The sequence below is a fragment of the Streptomyces sp. NPDC005551 genome (assembly GCF_042871785.1).
Classification (GTDB): Bacteria; Actinomycetota; Actinomycetes; order Streptomycetales; family Streptomycetaceae; genus Streptomyces.
The window spans coordinates 277,558-295,121 of record NZ_JBIAJE010000006.1 but is presented as its reverse complement, the minus strand read 5'-3'; the positions used below and the strand labels follow the sequence as shown (position 1 = coordinate 295,121).

Annotated in this window: 18 protein-coding genes; 7 read left to right on the top strand and 11 right to left on the bottom strand. The window is 71.9% G+C overall.

Annotated elements, in window-relative coordinates; translation table 11 throughout:
* Positions 1 to 32 precede the first annotated feature (32 nt).
* Positions 33 to 995 carry a helix-turn-helix domain-containing protein gene (locus ACFYP4_RS19375; protein ID WP_358850134.1) on the top strand — a complete coding sequence of 321 codons (963 nt, stop codon included), beginning with the start codon at positions 33 to 35 and terminating at the stop codon, positions 993 to 995.
* A gap of 46 nt (positions 996 to 1,041) precedes the next feature.
* Here ACFYP4_RS19375 and ACFYP4_RS19370 read toward each other — a convergent pair whose 3' ends face one another.
* The 10 genes from ACFYP4_RS19370 to ACFYP4_RS19325 all read right to left on the bottom strand — a co-directional run bounded on the left by ACFYP4_RS19370 (position 1,042) and on the right by ACFYP4_RS19325 (position 11,324).
* On the bottom strand, positions 1,042 to 2,412 hold the full coding sequence (locus ACFYP4_RS19370; protein ID WP_388786477.1) for a cytochrome P450: 1,371 nt from the start codon (positions 2,410 to 2,412) through the stop codon (positions 1,042 to 1,044).
* Positions 2,409 to 3,494: an epi-isozizaene synthase gene (gene cyc1 / locus ACFYP4_RS19365; RefSeq protein WP_388786889.1), complete on the bottom strand. Its 1,086-nt coding sequence runs from the start codon at positions 3,492 to 3,494 to the stop codon at positions 2,409 to 2,411. Before cyc1 ends, ACFYP4_RS19370 begins: the two co-directional genes overlap by 4 nt.
* A 369-nt stretch (positions 3,495 to 3,863) precedes the next feature.
* Complete coding sequence (gene def / locus ACFYP4_RS19360) at positions 3,864 to 4,514, bottom strand: peptide deformylase (protein ID WP_388786474.1); 651 nt, start codon at positions 4,512 to 4,514, stop codon at positions 3,864 to 3,866.
* Between the two features lie 79 nt (positions 4,515 to 4,593).
* A complete protein-coding gene (locus tag ACFYP4_RS19355) occupies positions 4,594 to 5,574 on the bottom strand; it encodes a hypothetical protein (protein WP_358850137.1) in 981 nt (326 codons plus the stop codon).
* Between the two features lie 153 nt (positions 5,575 to 5,727).
* Positions 5,728 to 6,999: an HD-GYP domain-containing protein gene (locus tag ACFYP4_RS19350; protein ID WP_388786471.1), complete on the bottom strand. Its 1,272-nt coding sequence runs from the start codon at positions 6,997 to 6,999 to the stop codon at positions 5,728 to 5,730.
* Entirely contained in the window at positions 6,996 to 8,372 is a 1,377-nt protein-coding gene (locus tag ACFYP4_RS19345) for an HD-GYP domain-containing protein (RefSeq protein WP_388786468.1), read from the bottom strand. Before ACFYP4_RS19345 ends, ACFYP4_RS19350 begins: the two co-directional genes overlap by 4 nt.
* A 163-nt stretch (positions 8,373 to 8,535) precedes the next feature.
* Complete coding sequence (gene rsrA, locus ACFYP4_RS19340) at positions 8,536 to 8,838, bottom strand: mycothiol system anti-sigma-R factor (RefSeq protein ID WP_358850140.1); 303 nt, start codon at positions 8,836 to 8,838, stop codon at positions 8,536 to 8,538.
* Positions 8,835 to 9,527 carry an RNA polymerase sigma factor SigR gene (sigR, locus tag ACFYP4_RS19335; protein ID WP_358850141.1) on the bottom strand — a complete coding sequence of 231 codons (693 nt, stop codon included), beginning with the start codon at positions 9,525 to 9,527 and terminating at the stop codon, positions 8,835 to 8,837. The genes rsrA and sigR overlap by 4 nt, the downstream gene beginning before the upstream one ends.
* 275 nt (positions 9,528 to 9,802) lie before the next feature.
* Positions 9,803 to 10,447 (bottom strand): alpha/beta family hydrolase, encoded by a 645-nt coding sequence (locus ACFYP4_RS19330; RefSeq protein ID WP_388786463.1) that lies wholly within the window; start codon positions 10,445 to 10,447, stop codon positions 9,803 to 9,805.
* A gap of 1 nt (position 10,448) precedes the next feature.
* Positions 10,449 to 11,324, bottom strand: coding sequence for an SOS response-associated peptidase (locus ACFYP4_RS19325; RefSeq protein ID WP_358850143.1), 876 nt, complete (start codon positions 11,322 to 11,324; stop codon positions 10,449 to 10,451).
* A 50-nt stretch (positions 11,325 to 11,374) separates the two neighbouring features.
* Here ACFYP4_RS19325 and ACFYP4_RS19320 point away from each other — a divergent pair, with 50 nt between their 5' ends.
* The 4 genes from ACFYP4_RS19320 (at position 11,375) to ACFYP4_RS19305 (ending at position 15,182) form a co-directional block, all read left to right on the top strand.
* Positions 11,375 to 12,097 (top strand): M50 family metallopeptidase, encoded by a 723-nt coding sequence (locus ACFYP4_RS19320; protein ID WP_358850144.1) that lies wholly within the window; start codon positions 11,375 to 11,377, stop codon positions 12,095 to 12,097.
* Positions 12,098 to 12,324: 227 nt separating this feature from the next.
* Positions 12,325 to 13,665 (top strand): 3-phosphoshikimate 1-carboxyvinyltransferase, encoded by a 1,341-nt coding sequence (gene aroA, locus ACFYP4_RS19315; protein WP_358850145.1) that lies wholly within the window; start codon positions 12,325 to 12,327, stop codon positions 13,663 to 13,665.
* 16 nt (positions 13,666 to 13,681) lie between these two features.
* On the top strand, positions 13,682 to 14,692 hold the full coding sequence (rsgA, locus tag ACFYP4_RS19310; RefSeq protein ID WP_358850146.1) for a ribosome small subunit-dependent GTPase A: 1,011 nt from the start codon (positions 13,682 to 13,684) through the stop codon (positions 14,690 to 14,692).
* 166 nt (positions 14,693 to 14,858) lie between these two features.
* Positions 14,859 to 15,182, top strand: a complete 324-nt coding sequence (locus tag ACFYP4_RS19305; protein WP_358850147.1) for a multidrug efflux SMR transporter — start codon at positions 14,859 to 14,861, stop codon at positions 15,180 to 15,182.
* Between the two features lie 36 nt (positions 15,183 to 15,218).
* Here the strand turns inward: ACFYP4_RS19305 and ACFYP4_RS19300 are convergent, their stop codons facing one another.
* Positions 15,219 to 15,836, bottom strand: a complete 618-nt coding sequence (locus tag ACFYP4_RS19300; RefSeq protein WP_358850148.1) for a TetR/AcrR family transcriptional regulator — start codon at positions 15,834 to 15,836, stop codon at positions 15,219 to 15,221.
* Positions 15,837 to 16,156: 320 nt separating this feature from the next.
* Between ACFYP4_RS19300 and hisN the strand changes: the two genes are divergently transcribed.
* Positions 16,157 to 16,957 (top strand): histidinol-phosphatase, encoded by an 801-nt coding sequence (gene hisN / locus ACFYP4_RS19295; protein ID WP_358850149.1) that lies wholly within the window; start codon positions 16,157 to 16,159, stop codon positions 16,955 to 16,957.
* 202 nt (positions 16,958 to 17,159) lie between these two features.
* On the top strand, positions 17,160 to 17,552 hold the full coding sequence (locus ACFYP4_RS19290; RefSeq protein WP_358850150.1) for a CBS domain-containing protein: 393 nt from the start codon (positions 17,160 to 17,162) through the stop codon (positions 17,550 to 17,552).
* Positions 17,553 to 17,564: the final 12 nt, after the last annotated feature.

Genomic DNA, 17,564 nt, shown 5'->3' with positions numbered 1-17,564 from the left:
ATTCCTGCCACATCGGGTGCACACTGGGCGGCATGCTGAAAAACGTGGCGGTGGTCCTGCTGGACGGTGTGCATCCCTTCGAACTCGGCGTGGTCTGCGAGGTGTTCGGACTCGACCGCAGCGACGACGGGCTGCCGGTGTACGACTTCGCGGTCGCCTCGGCGGAGGGGTCCACACTGGGCACGCACGCCGGGTTCTCCCTGCGGACCGAACACGGCCTGGAGCGGCTGGAGGCGGCGGATCTCGTCGTGGTGCCGGCCGGCGACTCGTATGCCGACCGCGGGTATCCCGAGGAACTGCTCGACGCGCTGCGCCGGGCCGTCGCCCGGGGCGCCCGGGTGCTCAGCGTGTGCTCCGGTGTCTTCGTGCTCGGCGCGGCCGGACTGCTGGACGGCCGGCGCTGTGCCGTGCACTGGCACCACGCGGACGCTCTCGCCCGCCAGTATCCGCGGGCGATCGTGGAGCCCGACGTGCTGTACGTCGACGAGGGGGCGGTGATCACCTCGGCGGGCACCGCCGCCGGCATCGACGCCTGCCTGCACCTGGTGCGCCAGGAGCACGGCCCCGAGGTCGCCAACGCCGTCGCCCGCCGCATGGTCGTACCCCCGCACCGGGACGGCGGGCAGGCCCAGTACATCGAGCGGCCGCTGCCCCGCTCGCAGTGCGACACCGTCGGCGAGGTGCTCGTGTGGATGGAGCGCCACCTCGACCAGGAGGTGACGGTGGAACAGCTCGCGGCCCGCGCCCACATGTCCCCGCGCACCTTCGCGCGCCGCTTCCAGCAGGAGACCGGCACCACGCCGTACCGCTGGATGCTGCGCCAACGCGTTCTGCTGGCACAGGAGTTGCTCGAGGTCACCGACGAGACGATGGACGCGATCGCCGGCCGGACCGGCTTCGGCAACGCGGCCGCGCTGCGCCACCAGTTCATGCGGAGCCTCGGCACGACACCCGGCGCCTACCGCCGTGCGTTCCGGGGACCGCGGGCCGCCTGAGCACGAGGGGTGCGCCCTCCCCCGAGGGCGCACCCGAAGCCTCGGCTCAGCGCGGCTCGGCCCTCAGCACCAGGCCGTGCGGGCGCAGCGTGATGCCGACCCGGGTCGCGTCCTTGGACTCGGCGTCCTGGCAGAAGCGCCACCGGGACGCCACGGTCGCCGTGATGAGCGTGAGCTGCGCCATCGAGAAGTGGTCGCTCGGGCACTTCCGGTTGCCCACGCTGAACGGGCGCATGGCGTACTTGGGCAGGTCCCTGGAGCGTTCCGGGAGCCAGCGGCCGGGGTCGAAATCCAGGTGGTGCGCGTACGAGCGCGGGTCGCGCTGGATCGCGTACGGGCTGTACACGATGTCGGCACCGGCCGGAATGCGGTAGCCGCCGAGCTCGGTTTCGGTCACGGCGCGCCGCGTCAATATCCATACGGCGGGGTGCAGTCGCATCGTCTCGACGACGACATTGTTGGTGTGCGTCAGCTTTCGGACGTCACCGAATCCGACGGGCCGGTCCCCGACGACGGATTCGACCTCTTCACTCACTTTGGCCGCCTGTTCCGGGTGTGCCGCGAGTACTTGAAGCAGCCACATGATCGTGGACGCGATGGTTTCACTTCCGGGGGTGAGTATCGCGACGACTTGGTCGTGGACCTCCTGCTCGCTGATGGGATCCCCGTTGTCGTCCTTCGCCTCCAGCAATGCCGTCAGCAAATCGTCCGGCTTTTGACCAGATGTGCGGCGCTCGTCGATGATCTCGTCGACGAGAAGGTGCAAATCGGCCAACGCTCGGTCGAATTTTCGATTGGCCGGAAGAGGTAGCCGATAGAGCGGTCCCGCCGGGATGACCATGCGTTGGTACATACCGCGGAACACGGTGGTGAGCGCGATGCTCAGCCGCTCGGCGCGCTCGTCCATGAACCGGCCGCGCAGCAGACAGCGGGCGGCCATGCGCACGGCCACCCGGAACGACTCCGAGGTGCAGTCGACCGGCCCGCCGGAAGCGAAGCGGTCCGCGAACGCGCGCGCCTCCTCCTCCATCACGGACGCGTACTCGTGGATGATGTCGGCCCGGAACGCGGGCTGGATCGTCCGGCGCTGGCGCCGGTGCAGCGGGCCGTTGGCGGTCGCGACGCCGTTCTTGCCGAGCAGTCCTTCCAGGGACTCCCAGAGCGGGCCGCCGATCTCGTAGTCGGGGCTCAGCGCCAGCGCCCCGGTGAGGGCGGGCGTGGTGACCGCGTACACCGTCTTGGGGCCCAGCCTTAGCCGGACGACGTCGCCGTGGTCGCGCAGCTGGGCCAGGAAGCCGAGTGGGTCGCGGACGAGTTTCCAGCCGTGGCCGAGACCCGGAACGCCACCTCCGGCCGACGGCGGGGTGGACAGCTCCGGCGCCGGGGCTGCCGCGGGCGGTACGGACTCGACGGTCATTTCTCACCTGCCGCTTCGTTGTTGACGTACGGGGGCGTGGCGCGGTCGTCCCAGCTGTCGACCATGTACCGGCCCGACTCGTGGTGGAACCAGTACACGGAACTGAACCAGTTCCGCATATTGGCGAGACAGGTCTTCACGGCGACGCTCAGTTCCTTTCCCTGTACGGTCCCGTCCGCGAGGGAGTCGGCGAGCCGCTCCACATCCTTTTCGACGGCGAGGAAACCGGAGATGCATTCCTCGACCCTTCGGCGTACTTCTGCGACAGCGTCTTCGAGGGACAGCCCCTCGTGCTGTATGAGGCTGATTCCGAGATTGTGGACCTCATCGCCCGCTATCTCTTTCGGAAGCGAACAGAGGTCGTTGTACCAGGCCGCGAATTCTTGAGTGAGCAGTGCCGCCCGCCGATATGCCGGGTGTTCCCGTACGGCGTCGGGTAATTCGCGTCCCGCGCTCGGTTCCAGCAGATCCGTCCAGATCCAGTGGGCGAAGGTGAGCCGCCGGAGTTCGAGATACTCCGCGACGGTCGGCACCGTGCCCGACGTACGGTTGTGGAATTCCTGGTCGTACGCCTCGATCACCGCGTGGAAGTGTCCGGCGAACCGGGCGTTCCACCCACCGCCCAGGAACGAGTACAGCCGGACCACGCTGTCCGCGAACGCTGCTACCAGGGGGTCCTGGTGGTGCAGGTGGTCCCTCGGGGAGTCGAGCGCCGCGTGCAGCTGGAACCGCAGCGCGCGCCAGGCGGCCGGGCGGCCGTGGACGATGTCGCGGTCGTGACGGTCGTCCCAGACGAAGAACCACGCGCTGTAGTCCGCTATCGCCTGGAGCACCTCGTCGGAGGCTCCCATGTAGAACCCCGCCATGAGGTCCGTGTAGCACAGGCCGTCGGCATATTCCGCGACCTTGTCCGCCGGCATGAGGCGTTTTTCGAGGAGCCAGACCCGTGTCCGCTCCTGCAACCGAGGCCAATACGGGTGCAGTTGACGGGAAAACGCGGTCTCGATCACCGGAAGAGAGAGCGCCGGTGGAACCGCGACCGCTGTCGGTGTCGATGAAGTGCCGTGTGAGAAAGCATGCACGAACAAACCCCTCTCAGCCGCCTGTCGGCGCTCCACCACTCCCGTTGTGCCGGGCGTGCGCCGTTGCGTATCCCCGCACTTCCCATTCAGCACCACAACTGACCGTTCTGGGAACGGATTTGCCCCACTCACTACCCCGAGGTGCCGAGAATCTCCTCTTGTGTGACTGGTTTCGGATCGGTGGCGGATACAAGGGATCGGACGTGCGACGGACACATGAACGGCGCCTGGTCGGGTGGGGTACCCGGCCAGACGCCGTCCGGCGGAGCTCACGAGAAGCCGTGAGCTCCGTCCGTCATCTTCAGCCCCCAGTCGTTCACCGGGGCGTCCCGGCCACCGGCCGCGAGGCCTGACCACCAGGGGGGTGTCTCAGTCGTTCGCGACGACGGGATAGCGGGGCTCGTTCTCGGCCATCTGCCGCAGCGCGTCCTTGCGCTCGCGCTTGGACAGCCGGTCGATGTACAGGTAGCCGTAGAGGTGGTCCGTCTCGTGCTGGAGGCAGCGGGCGAAATAGCCCGTTCCGCGCACCCGGACCGGGTTCCCCTTCTCGTCCTGCCCGGTCACCTCGGCGTAGTCGGGCCGGGCCAGCGGCGCGTACGCGGTGGGCACCGAGAGGCAGCCCTCGTTGCTGTCGTCCAGCCGGCGCAGCTCGGCGGGCAGCTCCACGAGCACGGGGTTGCAGACCACTCCCACGTGCCGCCGGCCCTCGTCGTCCATGCAGTCGTAGACGAAGACCTTCAGGTCCACGCCGATCTGGTTGGCGGCGAGACCCACGCCCTCGGCGGTCCGCTGGCTCGCGAACATGTCGGCGACCAGCCGGTCCAGCTCGTCGCCGAACGCGGTGACGTCCTTGCACTCCTTGTGCAGCACCGGGTTGCCGACGACCGTGATCGGCCGCGAGGTGCCACGCTCGCGGTACGCCGCCTCGCGCTCCTCACAGTCCTCGGTGTCGATGACGAAGCCCTCGTCGTCCACGGGGAGCACGCCCGTGTGCTGCTGATCGGTGTCCTGCTGCGCCATGACCGACGTATGCCTTTCCTGCAACCGGAGAGAAATTCTGCGAGGTACAGCCTAAAGGGGCGCGTCGCAGACCTCCGCGCTAACAGACTTCTTCGAGGTCCCGCCAGTCCCGGGAGTCCGGGCTGTCCGCGACCCAGCCGTCCAGCAGCCCCCGGACCAGGGAGGCGGGCGCCGCGAGCCCGCACTCCCGTTCGGGAACCCACAGCTGTCCGTCGGTCCGGTGCCCCAGCGGGCCCGGGTGCCCCGGCTCGCTGTGGTCGTGCGGGTCCAGGTGCTCCCCGTCGCCCTCGTCGGAGGGCATCCGCGACTCGGAGCACATCCGGCACAGCAGCCGCACGGACGACGACCAGTCCTCGGCCGCGAAGCCGGCGTCGGCGGCGAGCCGCTCCAGCGCGTCCCGGTCGTCCTCGGTGGCGGCCTCCAGCAGGACCACCCACGTCGGCACGGGCGACGGTGCCCACAGCTCGATCTCGTCGAACACGGGGTAGGAGTGCCCGGCGGCGGTCGTCCGCTCGCCGTGGGGCACCCCGTCGTGCAGCACGACCTCGCCCCAGCGCCGCCCGGAGGACGGCAGCGGGATGGACAGCACCTCGATCCGCGCGGGGTCCAGCCTGCGCCCCCACACCACCTCGGCCTCACCCTCGGGCGACAGCCGCACGGCGGCACTGCCCAGGTCCATGCCGACGGGTTCACCGGCGACGGCCGCACCGCCGGGCACCCGCAGTCCGTAGGCCTGCCAGGCGCGCCGGGCCAGCGGCCAGTCCTGCAGCGCGGTCGCCGCGATGCCCACGTTCCACCAGTCCGGGGCGCCCGCCTCGCGGTCGAGCAGCGCGACGGCCCGCAGTCCGGCCGCCCGCGCCTGCTCCCAGTCGTGGCGGAACTTGTGCAGCAGCGCCAGGTTGAACCAGGACTCCGACAGCCAGGGCTCCAGGTCCGCGGCGCGCGTCAGCAGCGCTCCCGCGTCCTCGTACCGGCCGTCGCCGATCAGCGTGAACGCGCGGTCGGTGGCCTGCCGCCATGAGGCGGAGGGCCGGTGTCGTCCCTTGCCGAAGATCCTCACGATTCCCGCCTGCCAGTTCCTTGCGTTTCCCGCCCGCCGGTCCCTTGAAGAGTCCCCCGGGGACAGTGCGGCCACAGGCGGGCCGGTGCCCCCGAACACCCTCTTCCTCGCATCCAACCACGTACCGTCCGACGGCCGCTCATTACCCATGGGTTACCCAGCCGGGGGCAAGGTCAGACCGGGCCGTGACAGTACCCGGGCCAGTGACTCCACGACCTTCGGCTGATAGTCCCGGGCGGTGCCCAGACGCAGCTTCTCCAGCGCGGAGAGGGGGCCGCCCGGCCCCGCCTCCCGCGCCATCTCCTCGTACGCGTTCACGGTCCGGACGATCCGCGCGGTGACCGGCTGCTCCCGGTAGGGGTCGGCCTGCCGTTCCACGACCACCGCGACCTCGGCGTCCACCCCGGTCTGGCGGACGACGGCGCCGCCGAGGAGGGCGATCCGCCGCTGCTCCTCGCGGGGGAGCACGGCCGTCGCGCCGGCGGGCACCGGGTCGACGAGGCTGAGCTGTCCGATGTCGTGCATCAGCGCGGCGTACTCCAGCACGGTCAGGTCCGGCTCCGAAAGGCCCAGCTCCCGGCCCACGGCGCGGCTGAGCGCGGCCACGCGGTGCGCGTGCCCGGCGGGCGTGTACCCGGCGATCTCGGTGGCACGCGCGAGGGAGGCGATGGTCTGCCGGTAGGTGGTCCGCACCGCCGCGTACCGGCGGAAGGACAGCTGGGTGAGCAGCAGCGGCAGCGAGAGGACCGGCAGCGCCCACAGCCCGGCGACCGCGACGGCGAGGGACATCACGGCTCCGGTGGCGCAGACGGCCGACCCGATGCCGGGCATGGCCCGCAGCTCGTCGCGCAGCAGGGGCCCGAAGGGCCAGCGGGTGCGCGCGTGCGCCATGGCCGCCGCCAGTACGGCGTCGCACAGGGCGGTGAGCACCAGCAGCGCGACCAGCAGCAGGGCGTACGCGGGGCCGTCCCACTCCCCGAGCCTGCCCTCGTCGTAGAGGGGCCGGAAGCAGACGGCGGCGAACCCCACGGTCAGTACGCGCCGGGTGAGGTGGTCGAGCGTCGGGCCCCGGCCGCGCGCGACGTGCGGTACGCAGCCGACGAGGGCGGCCGCCACCACCACGGCGACGATCTGCGCGGGGCCGTGATGGGTGGGGCCTGCCCCGTTCTCGCCCAGCAGGGCGTAGGCGAGGGCTCCGGCGGCTCCCAGGGGTGCGGACTCCCGTTCCTCCGCGCCGCTCCACCGGGCCAGCTCGCCGACGGCGACGAGCAGTCCGAAGGCCAGCGCGGCCCCGCGCTCCTCGAGGCCCTGCCAGAGGGCCGCGCCGAGACAGACGACGGCGAGGAGCGCGGCACAGGCGTGCACGAACGCGAGGGTGAGCGGGGTCCGCAGGGCCCGCGGGGAGGTGTGCCCCGCGGCGTTCACGAGGTCCTCCCGCCGGCCGTGTCCCGGCGTCCCTCCGGCTCGGTGGGCACGGCCGCCGCCGGGCGGGGCCCGCCGCGGGGCGGCGGCACGTCCGCGGCCGGGGCGTCCGCCGTCACCACCGGGTGCCAGCCGTGCCGGCGCAGCGCCCGCACCAGCGCGGTCACCATCCGCGGGTCGAACTGCGCCCCGGCGCAGTTCTCCAGCTCCTCCAGCGCGGCCGGCACCGGCCTGGCCCGCCGGTAGGACCGGGTCGACGTCATCGCGTCGAAGGCGTCGGCCACGGCCACCACCCGCGCGAACTCCGGGATCTGCCGGCCCGCCAGCCCGTACGGGTATCCGCTCCCGTCCAGCCGCTCGTGGTGGTGCAGGATGGCCGACCGTGCCTCGTCGAGGAAGCCGATCCCGCGCACCATCTCGTGCCCGTACTCGGGGTGCAGCTCGATGATCCGCCGCTCCTGGGGGGTCAGCGGCCCGTCCTTGCGCAGCAGCCGGGTGGGCACGCCGAGCTTGCCGACGTCGTGCAGGATCCCCGCGAACCGCAGGCCCTCGACGCGTTCGTCGTCCATGCCCAGTTCCCGGGCGATCATCATGGACGCCTGTCCGACCCGCTCGCTGTGCCCGCGCGTGTAGCCGTCCTTGATGTCGACGGCCTGCACGAGTGCCCGGATGGTGGCCTGGTGGGCGGCCTGTTCGCGGTGGTACTGGGCGAACACCCAGCAGGAGATGTACATGGGCAGCAGGACGAGCAGCGCGGCGAGCGGACCGTAGGGGCTGCGCCAGAGCACCGCCATCATCAGTCCGGCCAGTCCGTGCACACCGACCGGCGCGAGGGAGCGCAGGAACAGGCCGCGCCACGCGGTGCGCGCCGGCATCCGCTCGGCGCTGGCCAGGATCCCGCCGTCCAGGACGGCCAGGACCAGGCAGAACGTGAGCACCGCGGCCCCGGCGGGCACGAGCGCGTACGGGAAGTCGGACGTGACGACCGCGTCCCGTCCGCCGAGTGTCCGGTGCACCCCGGCCGCCGCCCAGATCCCGATGACGAGCTCGGCCGCCCGCCAGATCCGGCGCAGCCCGCGCGGGCGCTGGTCGACTCGGGAGAGCAGCACGCCCGGGAGCGCGACGAGCGCGGCTGCCGGGGGCGGCAGCAGGAAGGCCCCGGCCAGCAGGACCGGGAAGAAGGTGCCCATGCCGCGTGGGGCACGGTGACCGACGAGGCGGCAGCGGGTGAGCTGCTCGCATCCGGCGTACAGCGCGGCGAGCAGGGCGACCGCCCACCAGGGGGTGTGCGGGCCGGGCAGCGGAGCCAGGCAGAGCAGGGCGCCGACGACGACGGAGGACACGTAGACCCGGGCCCGCGCCGGAACCGAACCCATCCTCACGCCCCCTCCCCTGTTCAGGCTTCCGGAGCCTAGAGCGGAGGGTTCGGCACGGGGGCACCAATGGCCGAATCCGCGGGTCGAGGACCCGCGGATTAGCACGTTCGGGTGATGAACCGGCCGACTGGCGCGTCCCGGCGGGGACTTCGCGCGAGCGGGGTCAGGACTCCTGGGCTGTCGCGGTCACGTCGTGTTCGGGCACCGTCTGTCCGGAGCGGATCAGGTCGATGCGGCCCATGACCTTGGCCCGCAGGTCGGTCGGCACGTCGTCCTGCCCGCAGCACCGCTTGACCAGCTTCTTCACGGCCTTCTCGAGGCCGTACTTCTCGAGGCACGGGGAGCACTCCTCGAAGTGCACCTCGAACTTGGTGCAGTCCGCGTCGGGCATCTCGTGGTCGAGGAACTCGTAGAGATGGTCGAGGACCTCACTGCAATCCGTCTCGTGCGGCTCTCCGCAGCTCATGAGCCCGAGCCTTTCGCTTCGTTCGACTCTCCGGCGCCGGCCGGGACCAGTCCGCGGTCACGCGCGTAGTCCTCGAGCATGCCGCGCAGTTGGCGACGGCCCCGGTGCAGCCGGGACATCACCGTTCCGATGGGTGTCCCCATGATGTCCGCGATCTCCTTGTACGCAAAGCCCTCTACATCCGCCAGGTACACGGCGATGCGGAACTCCTCGGGAATCGCCTGCAGCGCTGCCTTGACGTCCGAGTCGGGCAGGTGGTCGAGCGCCTGCGACTCGGCGGAGCGCAGTCCGGTCGACATGTGCGACTCGGCGCGCGCCAGCTGCCAGTCCTCGATCTCCTCGGCCGCGCTGCGCTGGGGTTCGCGCTGCTTCTTGCGGTACGAGTTGATGAAGGTGTTGGTCAGGATGCGGTACAGCCACGCCTTGAGGTTGGTGCCCTCACGGAACTGGTGGAAGGACGCGTACGCCTTCGCGTAGGTCTCCTGCACCAGGTCCTCAGCGTCGGCCGGGTTGCGTGTCATGCGCAGCGCCGCCGAGTACATCTGGTCGAGGAATTCGAGCGCGTCCCGCTCGAAGCGCGCGGTGCGCTCGGCGGACGTTTCCGCCGACGCTTCGCTCGTGCCCCGGCCCTCGGGCTGCTCCGCCTGGCCGTGTTCGGTCCCTGCGTCGGTCCCAGTGACCGGACCCACCTCCTCCAGCGACGTGGCGGAACCGAAACCGGTCCCACTCGAATCGGAGGATAGACGACGATCCGGTCCGCCCGCCGCCCGAATAGGGGCGGTCTTCGCCGCGTGCAGCACCGACCACTCCAGGTCAGCGGCGCTGCGACGGCTCGGGCAGATGGTCGAACCCATGCGGCGGACATCCTCTCGTGAACGGTCGGCACTGCTGTGCGCTGTCTGATCCGCACAACAGTGGGCCGACGGCCGGCATTCCCGCGGCCGTGCGGGGCCCAAGCGCGGGTTCACGAGAGTGACGAGAGCCACTTCGCCGTCCCCTCGGTGATCACCGTCAGTGCCTCGTCCTGGCCGAGCGGCGCGCGCTTCGGCACGGCGAAGCCGTGGTCGCCGTACGGCACTTCGACGAGGTCGTACGTGCCCTTCGGGAACTCGGCGGGCCTGCCGAAGGGGTCGTTGCCGCCCTGCACGACGAGGGTGGGCACGCCGGCGCCGAGAAGTTCACCGGCGCGGGACTTCTCGGGCCTGCCCGGCGGGTGCAGCGGGAAGCTGAGCGCGAGGACGGCGTGGGCGCCCAGCTCGCGCGCCGTGCGGCAGGCGACCCGCGCCCCGGCGCTGCGGCCGCCCGCGACCACCGGCAGTCCCGGCTCGGCCAGCGCCGGCCACAGTCCCCGCCATCCCGTGTCCAGCGTCCTGGGCGCGGGCGCCAGCTTCTTCCCGGCCACCCGCCAGGGCTGCTCGACGAGGGCGACGCTCACCCCGTGCGCGGGCAGCACGCGCGCCAGCGCCCGCAGGTCCCGGGCCTCGATCCCGCCGCCCGCGCCGTGGCTGACGGCGAGGACGAGCCGCGCCCCGGGTGCGTGGTGCCAGCTCACCCGGGCCGTGCCGGTGCCGGTCTCGACCGTCTGTGTCGTGTGTGTCGCGTCTGTCACATCAGAAGAGTGTGCCTTCTTCGGGTCCGTCCAGTTCCTTCAGCAGCTCCGCGCCGTTGTTGCGCACGTTGCTGACGGCCGTGGAGACGGGGTAGGCGCGCATCAGTCCGGGGGGCGGCGGCGCGAGCAGCTCCCGTACGTCGTCGGTGTCGGTGCGCGCCGGGTCGAGCCAGGCGTCCCAGCGGTCCGGGGTGAGCATCAGGGGCATCCGCGGGTGGATGTCGGCCAGGGCGTGCGGGCCCTCGGCGGGGGCCACGGCGAGCGGCGAGGTCTCGGCCTCCGTGGTGATGACGCAGCACGTCACCCACCAGGCGCTCGGGTGGTCGTCGGGAAGCGTCCTGTCCCGCCAGAACTCGTACAGACCGGCCATGGCGAAGACGGAGCCGTCCGCGGGCGTCACGAAGTACGGCTGCTTGCGCGGCCGCTTCTTCCTGCCCTCGACCTCCAGCTCCCGCTCCGCGGACCCGGTCACCCACTCGTAATAGCCGTCCGCGGGGATGATGCAGCGGCGGGCGGCGAAGGCCCGGCGGTAGGAGGGCTTCTCGTGCACGGTCTCCGCGCGCGCGTTGATCATCCGGGCGCCGCCCTCGGGCGTCCTGGCCCAGGACGGGACCAGGCCCCACTTGAGCCTGCGCAGCTGGCGGACCGGCCCGCCGGACACGGAACTGGCGGGTGCGGCCCCGGCGTCCTTCACGGGACGGTCGAGGACCGCGTACACCTCCTTGGTCGGGGCCACGTTGAAGTCGGGGGCGAGGGCCTCTTCGGCGTCCCTCCCCCGAGCTCTCGACTCCGCTCGCCCCGGGGGGACCCCCATCTCGATCTCAAAGATTTCTGCGAGATCCTCGGGCCCACGACTCGCTGCATACCGTCCGCACATACGTGCCAGACTGCCAGATTCCGCGACACCAGAGGGAGCCTTCGCCGACCATGGACAGCACCGCATTCACCTCCCTGGCCGGGCTCTGGGACCAGGTCTTCGGCAGCCAGCCGGACCCGGACACCTGGGTGGTGATCGCCACGATGGCCGCCGCGGTGGCGGTGGTCGTCCCGCACGTCCTGTGGCGGCTCTCGCGCAACGCGATCACCATCGCCCACGAGGGCGGGCACGGCCTGGTGGCGCTGCTCACCGGCCGCAGTCTCAGCGGGATACGCCTGCACTCCGACACCAGCGGCCTCACCGTCAGCCGCGGCAAGCCGACCGGCCTCGGCATGATCCTGACCGCGGCCGCCGGCTACACCGCGCCGCCGCTGCTCGGGCTCGGCGGTGCCGCGCTGCTGGGCGCCGGCCACATCACCGCGCTCCTGTGGCTGGCCACCCTCCTGCTGCTGGTCATGCTCGTGATGATCCGCAACGCGTACGGCGCCCTCACGGTGCTGCTCACCGGCGGCACGTTCCTGGTGGTGTCCTGGCTCGCCGGACCGCAGGTGCAGGCGGCGTTCGCGTACGCGGTGGTGTGGTTCCTGCTGTTCGGCGGGGTCCGGCCGGCCTTCGAGCTCCAGGCCAAGCGCAGGCACGGCAACGCGGGCGACTCCGACGCCGACCAGCTGTCCCGGCTCACGCACGTGCCGGCCGGGATGTGGCTGTTCCTCTTCCACGCGGTGTCCCTGTGCTCCCTGCTCGGCGGGGGCCGCTGGCTCCTGGGGGTGTGAGCCGGGGTGGTCGGCGGGTTCCCCGCCCGGCGGCGCGCGCGGGCGGGGCGGTCGGCGGGTTCCCGGCCCGCCCCGCCCGGCTGCGTGCGCGGGCGGGGCGGTCGGCGGGTTCCCGGCCCGTCGGCGCGCGCGGGCGGGCCGACGGTTCTTACCACCGCTCTGTTTCGCTCGGATTTCGCCGCTTCTGATCAAGATCTCCGCCCATCGGCAGCCACTAAAGTGGGGGCATGACCGTTAACCCCGCGCACACCGCCCTCTGGCCCGCCCCGCACGCAAGCGGAGCCGTCGACGCGACGGTCCACGTGCCCGGGTCGAAGTCGGTCACCAACCGGGCTCTCGTCCTCGCCGCCCTCGCCTCCGAGCCCGGCTGGCTGCGCCGCCCGCTGCGCTCGCGGGACACGCTGCTGATGGCCGGGGCGCTGCGCGCGATGGGCGTCGGCATCGAGGAAACGGTCTCCTCCAGCTCCACCGTCGCGGTGGGCTCCGACGGCACGGGCGAGGCCTGGCGGATCATCCCCTCCGGCCTGCACGGCCCGGCCACCGTCGACGTCGGCAACGCGGGCACGGTGATGCGCTTCCTGCCGCCGGTCGCCGCGCTGGCCGACGGCCCCGTCCGCTTCGACGGCGACCCGCGGTCCTACGAGCGCCCGCTGCACGGGGTGATCGACGCGCTGCGTGCCCTCGGCGCCCGGATCGACGACGACGGCCGCGGCGCGCTGCCGCTGACCGTGCACGGCGGCGGCGCCCTGGACGGCGGGCCGGTGGAGATCGACGCCTCGTCCTCGTCGCAGTTCGTCTCCGCCCTGCTGCTGTCGGGCCCCCGCTTCAACCAGGGCGTCGAGGTCCGCCACACCGGCTCACGGCTGCCCTCGATGCCGCACATCCGGATGACCGTCGACATGCTGCGCACGGTGGGCGCCCAGGTGGACACCCCCGAGTCGGGCGGCGAACCCGACGTCTGGCGGGTCACGCCGGGCGCCCTGCTCGGCCGCGACCTGACCGTCGAGCCCGACCTCTCCAACGCCCAGCCGTTCCTGGCCGCGGCCCTGGTGACCGGCGGCAAGGTCCTCATCCCCGACTGGCCCGAGCACACCACCCAGCCCGGGGACCGGCTGCGGGAGATCTTCACCGAGATGGGTGGTTCCTGCGAACTGACGGACCGAGGTCTGGAATTCACCGGATCGGGTTCGATCCACGGTATCGACGTGGACCTGGGCGAGGTGGGCGAGCTGACCCCCGGCATCGCGGCGGTCGCCGCCCTCGCCGACTCGCCCTCCACCCTGCGCGGGGTGGCCCACCTGCGCCTCCACGAGACGGACCGGCTGGCCGCGCTCACCAAGGAGATCAACGAACTCGGCGGTGACGTCACGGAGACCGCCGACGGCCTGCACATCCGTCCGCGACCGCTGCACGGCGGCGTCTTCCACACGTACGACGACCACCGCATGGCCACCGCCGGCGCGGTCATCGGCCTCGCCGTGGAGGGGGTCCGGATCGAGAACGTGGCGACGACCGCGAAGACCCTCCCGGACTTCCCCGACCTGTGGACCGGAATGCTCGGGAACTGACGGGCGGATCAGGATCATGCGCCGATACGGCAAGCACACCGACGAGGACGACATCCCCAGCCGCCCCAACCGCAAGGGCAACCGTCCGCGTACGAACATCCGGCCCAAGCACGAGGAAGCGGTCGAGGGCATGGTCGTCACCGTCGACCGGGGCCGCCTCACCTGTCTCGTCGAGGACCGCCTCGTCACCGCGATGAAAGCCCGTGAACTGGGCCGGAAGGCCGCCGTCGTGGGCGACCGGGTCGCGATCGTCGGGGACCTCACCGGCGAGAAGGACACCCTCGCCCGCATCGTCCGCATCGCGCCGCGCAGCTCCGTCCTGCGCCGCACCGCCGACGACGACGACCCCTACGAGCGCGTGGTCGTCGCCAACGCCGACCAGCTCGCCATCGTCACGGCCCTGGCCGACCCCGAGCCCCGCCCGCGCCTGATCGACCGCTGTCTGGTGGCGGCGTACGACGGCGGCCTGGAACCCCTGCTGGTCCTGACCAAGTCGGACCTCGCCCCGCCGGACGAACTCCTGGAGCTGTACGGGTCGTTGGGCGTCCCGTACGTCGTGACCAGCCGCACGGAACTGGAGAGCGGCGAGGCGGTGGAACGGGTGCGCAAACAACTCGACGGCAAGATCACGGCGTTCGTCGGGCACTCGGGCGTCGGCAAGACGACCCTGGTCAACGCCCTGGTGTCGCTGGACCGGCGGCGCAGCACCGGCATCGTCAACGCCGTCACCGGCCGCGGCCGGCACACCACCACGTCGGCGCGCGCGATCCCGCTGCCCGGCACGGCCGGCTGGGTCGTCGACACCCCCGGCGTGCGCTCCTTCGGGCTGCACCACGTGGACCCGTCCCGGGTGATCAAGGCCTTCCCCGATCTGGAGCCCGGCACCGAGGGCTGTCCGCGTGCGTGCAGTCACGACGAGCCGGACTGCGCGCTGGACCAGTGGGTGGCCGACGGTCACGCCGACCCGGCCCGCCTCTATTCGCTGCGCCGGCTGCTGGCGACGCGGGAGCGGCACGAGGACGACTGAGCCGTCCGCACGGGAGGGGCCCGCGGGCGGCCTTTGGCGCGGACGCCCGCGAAGACCGCTGACCTCCGCGTTGTTTGCGTCCCCGGCACGTCGGTAAGGGCATAATCGCACCGAGCCCGATCCGAGCCAGGCGAAGCAGTCGACGTGGTACGCGGGAGGACAGGACATGGCGTGGCTGCTGGTCGTTGTGGCGGGCCTTCTCGAGACCGGCTTCGCCGTCTGCCTGAAACTCTCGCACGGCTTCACCAGACTCTGGCCGACCGTCGCGTTCTGCGTCTTCGCGCTCGGCAGTTTCGGGCTGCTGACGCTCTCTCTGAAGAAGCTCGACGTCGGCCCGGCGTACGCGGTGTGGACCGGCATCGGCGCCGCCGGCACCGCGATCTACGGGATGATCTTCCTCGACGACCTGGTCTCCACGTTGAAGATCGTCTCCATCAGCTTCGTGATCATCGGCGTCATCGGGCTCCAGCTGTCGGGTTCCACGCACTGACCCGGCGGTCAACCGGACGCGGCACGCGCGCCGCCCTCAGTTTCCCAAGGCGCGCTGCGGCGGGGCGAGCGCGGACTTCACCAGGCCCGAGACGCCCCCGGCGCTCGGCGGCGCCACCACGCAGGACAGCGAGAGGCGTACGACGAGTTCGCAGGAGCGGGCCAGCTCGGCGGCGTCCGACCTGGTGGCGCCGGGTCCGCAGAGCGCGGTGACGGCGCGGTCGCGCACCAGGCCCACGAGGTCGGCCGGCGAGGGCAGTGGCCCGTCCGCCCGGCGCTGGGCCGGCACCGCGGACGACGACGGCACCGCGGCGAGCGTCGGCGACGGCAGCCGCTCGCTCCAGCAACCGGTGAGCATCGCCCGCACCAGCGCGTTGTCGCGGGCCGTCGAGGCGGTCCACTCGGCGGCCGCCACGAGACGGTCACGTGGATCGGGATGCGCGGCCAGGGCGCGCTCGAAGCCCGCGAGATAACCGTCGGCCTCCCGCCGCACGAGGGCCCGCGCGAGCCCCTCCTTGGTGCCGAACTCGTTGTAGAGCGTCTGACGGGACACACCGGCCACGGCGGCCACGTCCACCATCCGCACCGTGGACCACGGACGGCGGGCGAGCGCCGTGTAGGCGGCGTTCAGCAGGGATTCCCGCGCTGCAGGCATCTGCGCCTCCCAGGGGCGACCGGCTCTGCAGCCCACATTTGACGCGCCCCGAAGCACTGTCAAGGGTTCGCGGCAGCACCGAGGGGGCGCGCGCCGACCGGGCCGCGCGCCACGTCTGCGGGGGCCGCCGTGCGTGTGTGGGGCGTGCCGCGGACGGCGCACACCACGGCCGCGGGGCCGTGCGGGCGGCCGGGGAGCCCACGCTCCGCTGGTGCGCTGGTGCGCTGGTGCGTTCGTGCACTTGGTGCGCTGGTGCGTTCGTGCCGGAGCGACCCGGGCCCGCGTGGCCCCGGGGCGGCGCGGCCGGATACGGTTCTGCCATGCCCGACTATCGCGATGACCTGCGCCTCGCCCACGTCCTGGCGGACGCCGCCGACGCGGCGACCATGGGCCGGTTCAAGGCACTCGACCTCAAGGTGGAGACCAAGCCGGACATGACGCCGGTGAGCGAGGCCGACAAGGCCGCTGAGGAGCTGATCCGCGGCCAGCTCCAGCGGGCCCGCCCGCGCGACGCGATCATCGGTGAGGAGTACGGCGTCGAGGGCACCGGCCCCCGCCGCTGGGTGGTCGACCCGATCGACGGCACCAAGAACTACGTACGCGGCGTGCCCGTCTGGGCCACGCTGATCTCCCTGATGGAGGCGGGCGAGGGCGGCTACCAGCCCGTCGTGGGCGTGGTCTCCGCACCGGCGCTCGGCCGCCGCTGGTGGGCCGCGAAGGGCCACGGCGCGTTCACGGGCCGCAGCCTGTCCACCGCGTCCCGGCTGCACGTCTCCGGCGTCTCCCGCATGGCCGACGCCTCGTTCGCGTACTCGTCGCTGACCGGCTGGGAGGACCAGGGCCGGCTCGGCGGTTTCCTGGACCTGACCAAAGCGGTCTGGCGCACCCGCGGATACGGCGACTTCTGGCCGTACATGATGGTCGCCGAGGGCTCGGTCGACATCTGCGCCGAACCCGAGCTGTCGCTCTGGGACATGGCGGCCAACGCCATCGTGGTCACCGAGGCGGGCGGTTCCTTCACCGGCCTCGACGGCCGCCCCGGCCCGCACAGCGGCAACGCCGCCGCGTCGAACGGCATCCTGCACGACGAACTGCTCGGCTACCTCAACCAGCGCTACTGACGGACGCCCGCACCCGCGTCACGGGAGTGATCCGGGCGCTCCACTGCGAACCCTGAGCGCCCGCGTGACCCGTGGGCGCCCCTGAACTCGCCTCCCGCGCCCTCTTGTTGACCCTCTCTTTCGCTGCCACCCTGAGAGCCCCCACTTGTGAACTTGTGAATCGCTTCTCGTGGGCGTTTCACGAAGGAGGTGGCTCCATCCCATGCTCGTCCGCGACGCCATGAGCACGGTGGTCCTCACCATCGGCCCGGCACACACTCTCCGCCAGGCGGCCCGGCTGATGTCGGCCCGCCGCGTCGGCGCGGCCGTCGTCCTCGACGAGGAAGCCGATGGTCTCGGAATCCTGACCGAGCGCGACATCCTCAACTCGGTGGCCCTCGGCCAGGACCCGGACACCGAGACCGCAGGCACCCACACCACGAACAACGTCGTCTTCGCCACCCCCGCCTGGACCCTGGAGGAGGCGGCCACGGCCATGTCGCACGGCGGCTTCCGCCACCTCATCGTGCTCGACGCCACCGGCCCGGCCGGCATCGTGTCGGTCCGCGACATCATCCGCTGCTGGGCTCCGGCCGGGCAGCACGCCCCGGCCTGACCCGCCCCCGGC

What these genes read in the sequence shown, in the direction of transcription:
- ACFYP4_RS19375 (WP_358850134.1), top strand. Translation starts at nt 33, where the DNA reads ATGCTGAAAAACGTGGCGGTGGTCCTGCTGGACGGTGTGCATCCCTTC.
- ACFYP4_RS19370 (WP_388786477.1), bottom strand. Translation starts at nt 2,412, where the DNA reads ATGACCGTCGAGTCCGTACCGCCCGCGGCAGCCCCGGCGCCGGAGCTG.
- def (WP_388786474.1), bottom strand. Translation starts at nt 4,514, where the DNA reads ATGGCGCAGCAGGACACCGATCAGCAGCACACGGGCGTGCTCCCCGTG.
- ACFYP4_RS19345 (WP_388786468.1), bottom strand. Translation starts at nt 8,372, where the DNA reads ATGGGTTCGGTTCCGGCGCGGGCCCGGGTCTACGTGTCCTCCGTCGTC.
- rsrA (WP_358850140.1), bottom strand. Translation starts at nt 8,838, where the DNA reads ATGAGCTGCGGAGAGCCGCACGAGACGGATTGCAGTGAGGTCCTCGAC.
- ACFYP4_RS19325 (WP_358850143.1), bottom strand. Translation starts at nt 11,324, where the DNA reads ATGTGCGGACGGTATGCAGCGAGTCGTGGGCCCGAGGATCTCGCAGAA.
- ACFYP4_RS19320 (WP_358850144.1), top strand. Translation starts at nt 11,375, where the DNA reads ATGGACAGCACCGCATTCACCTCCCTGGCCGGGCTCTGGGACCAGGTC.
- aroA (WP_358850145.1), top strand. Translation starts at nt 12,325, where the DNA reads ATGACCGTTAACCCCGCGCACACCGCCCTCTGGCCCGCCCCGCACGCA.
- rsgA (WP_358850146.1), top strand. Translation starts at nt 13,682, where the DNA reads ATGCGCCGATACGGCAAGCACACCGACGAGGACGACATCCCCAGCCGC.
- ACFYP4_RS19305 (WP_358850147.1), top strand. Translation starts at nt 14,859, where the DNA reads ATGGCGTGGCTGCTGGTCGTTGTGGCGGGCCTTCTCGAGACCGGCTTC.
- ACFYP4_RS19300 (WP_358850148.1), bottom strand. Translation starts at nt 15,836, where the DNA reads ATGCCTGCAGCGCGGGAATCCCTGCTGAACGCCGCCTACACGGCGCTC.
- hisN (WP_358850149.1), top strand. Translation starts at nt 16,157, where the DNA reads ATGCCCGACTATCGCGATGACCTGCGCCTCGCCCACGTCCTGGCGGAC.
- ACFYP4_RS19290 (WP_358850150.1), top strand. Translation starts at nt 17,160, where the DNA reads ATGCTCGTCCGCGACGCCATGAGCACGGTGGTCCTCACCATCGGCCCG.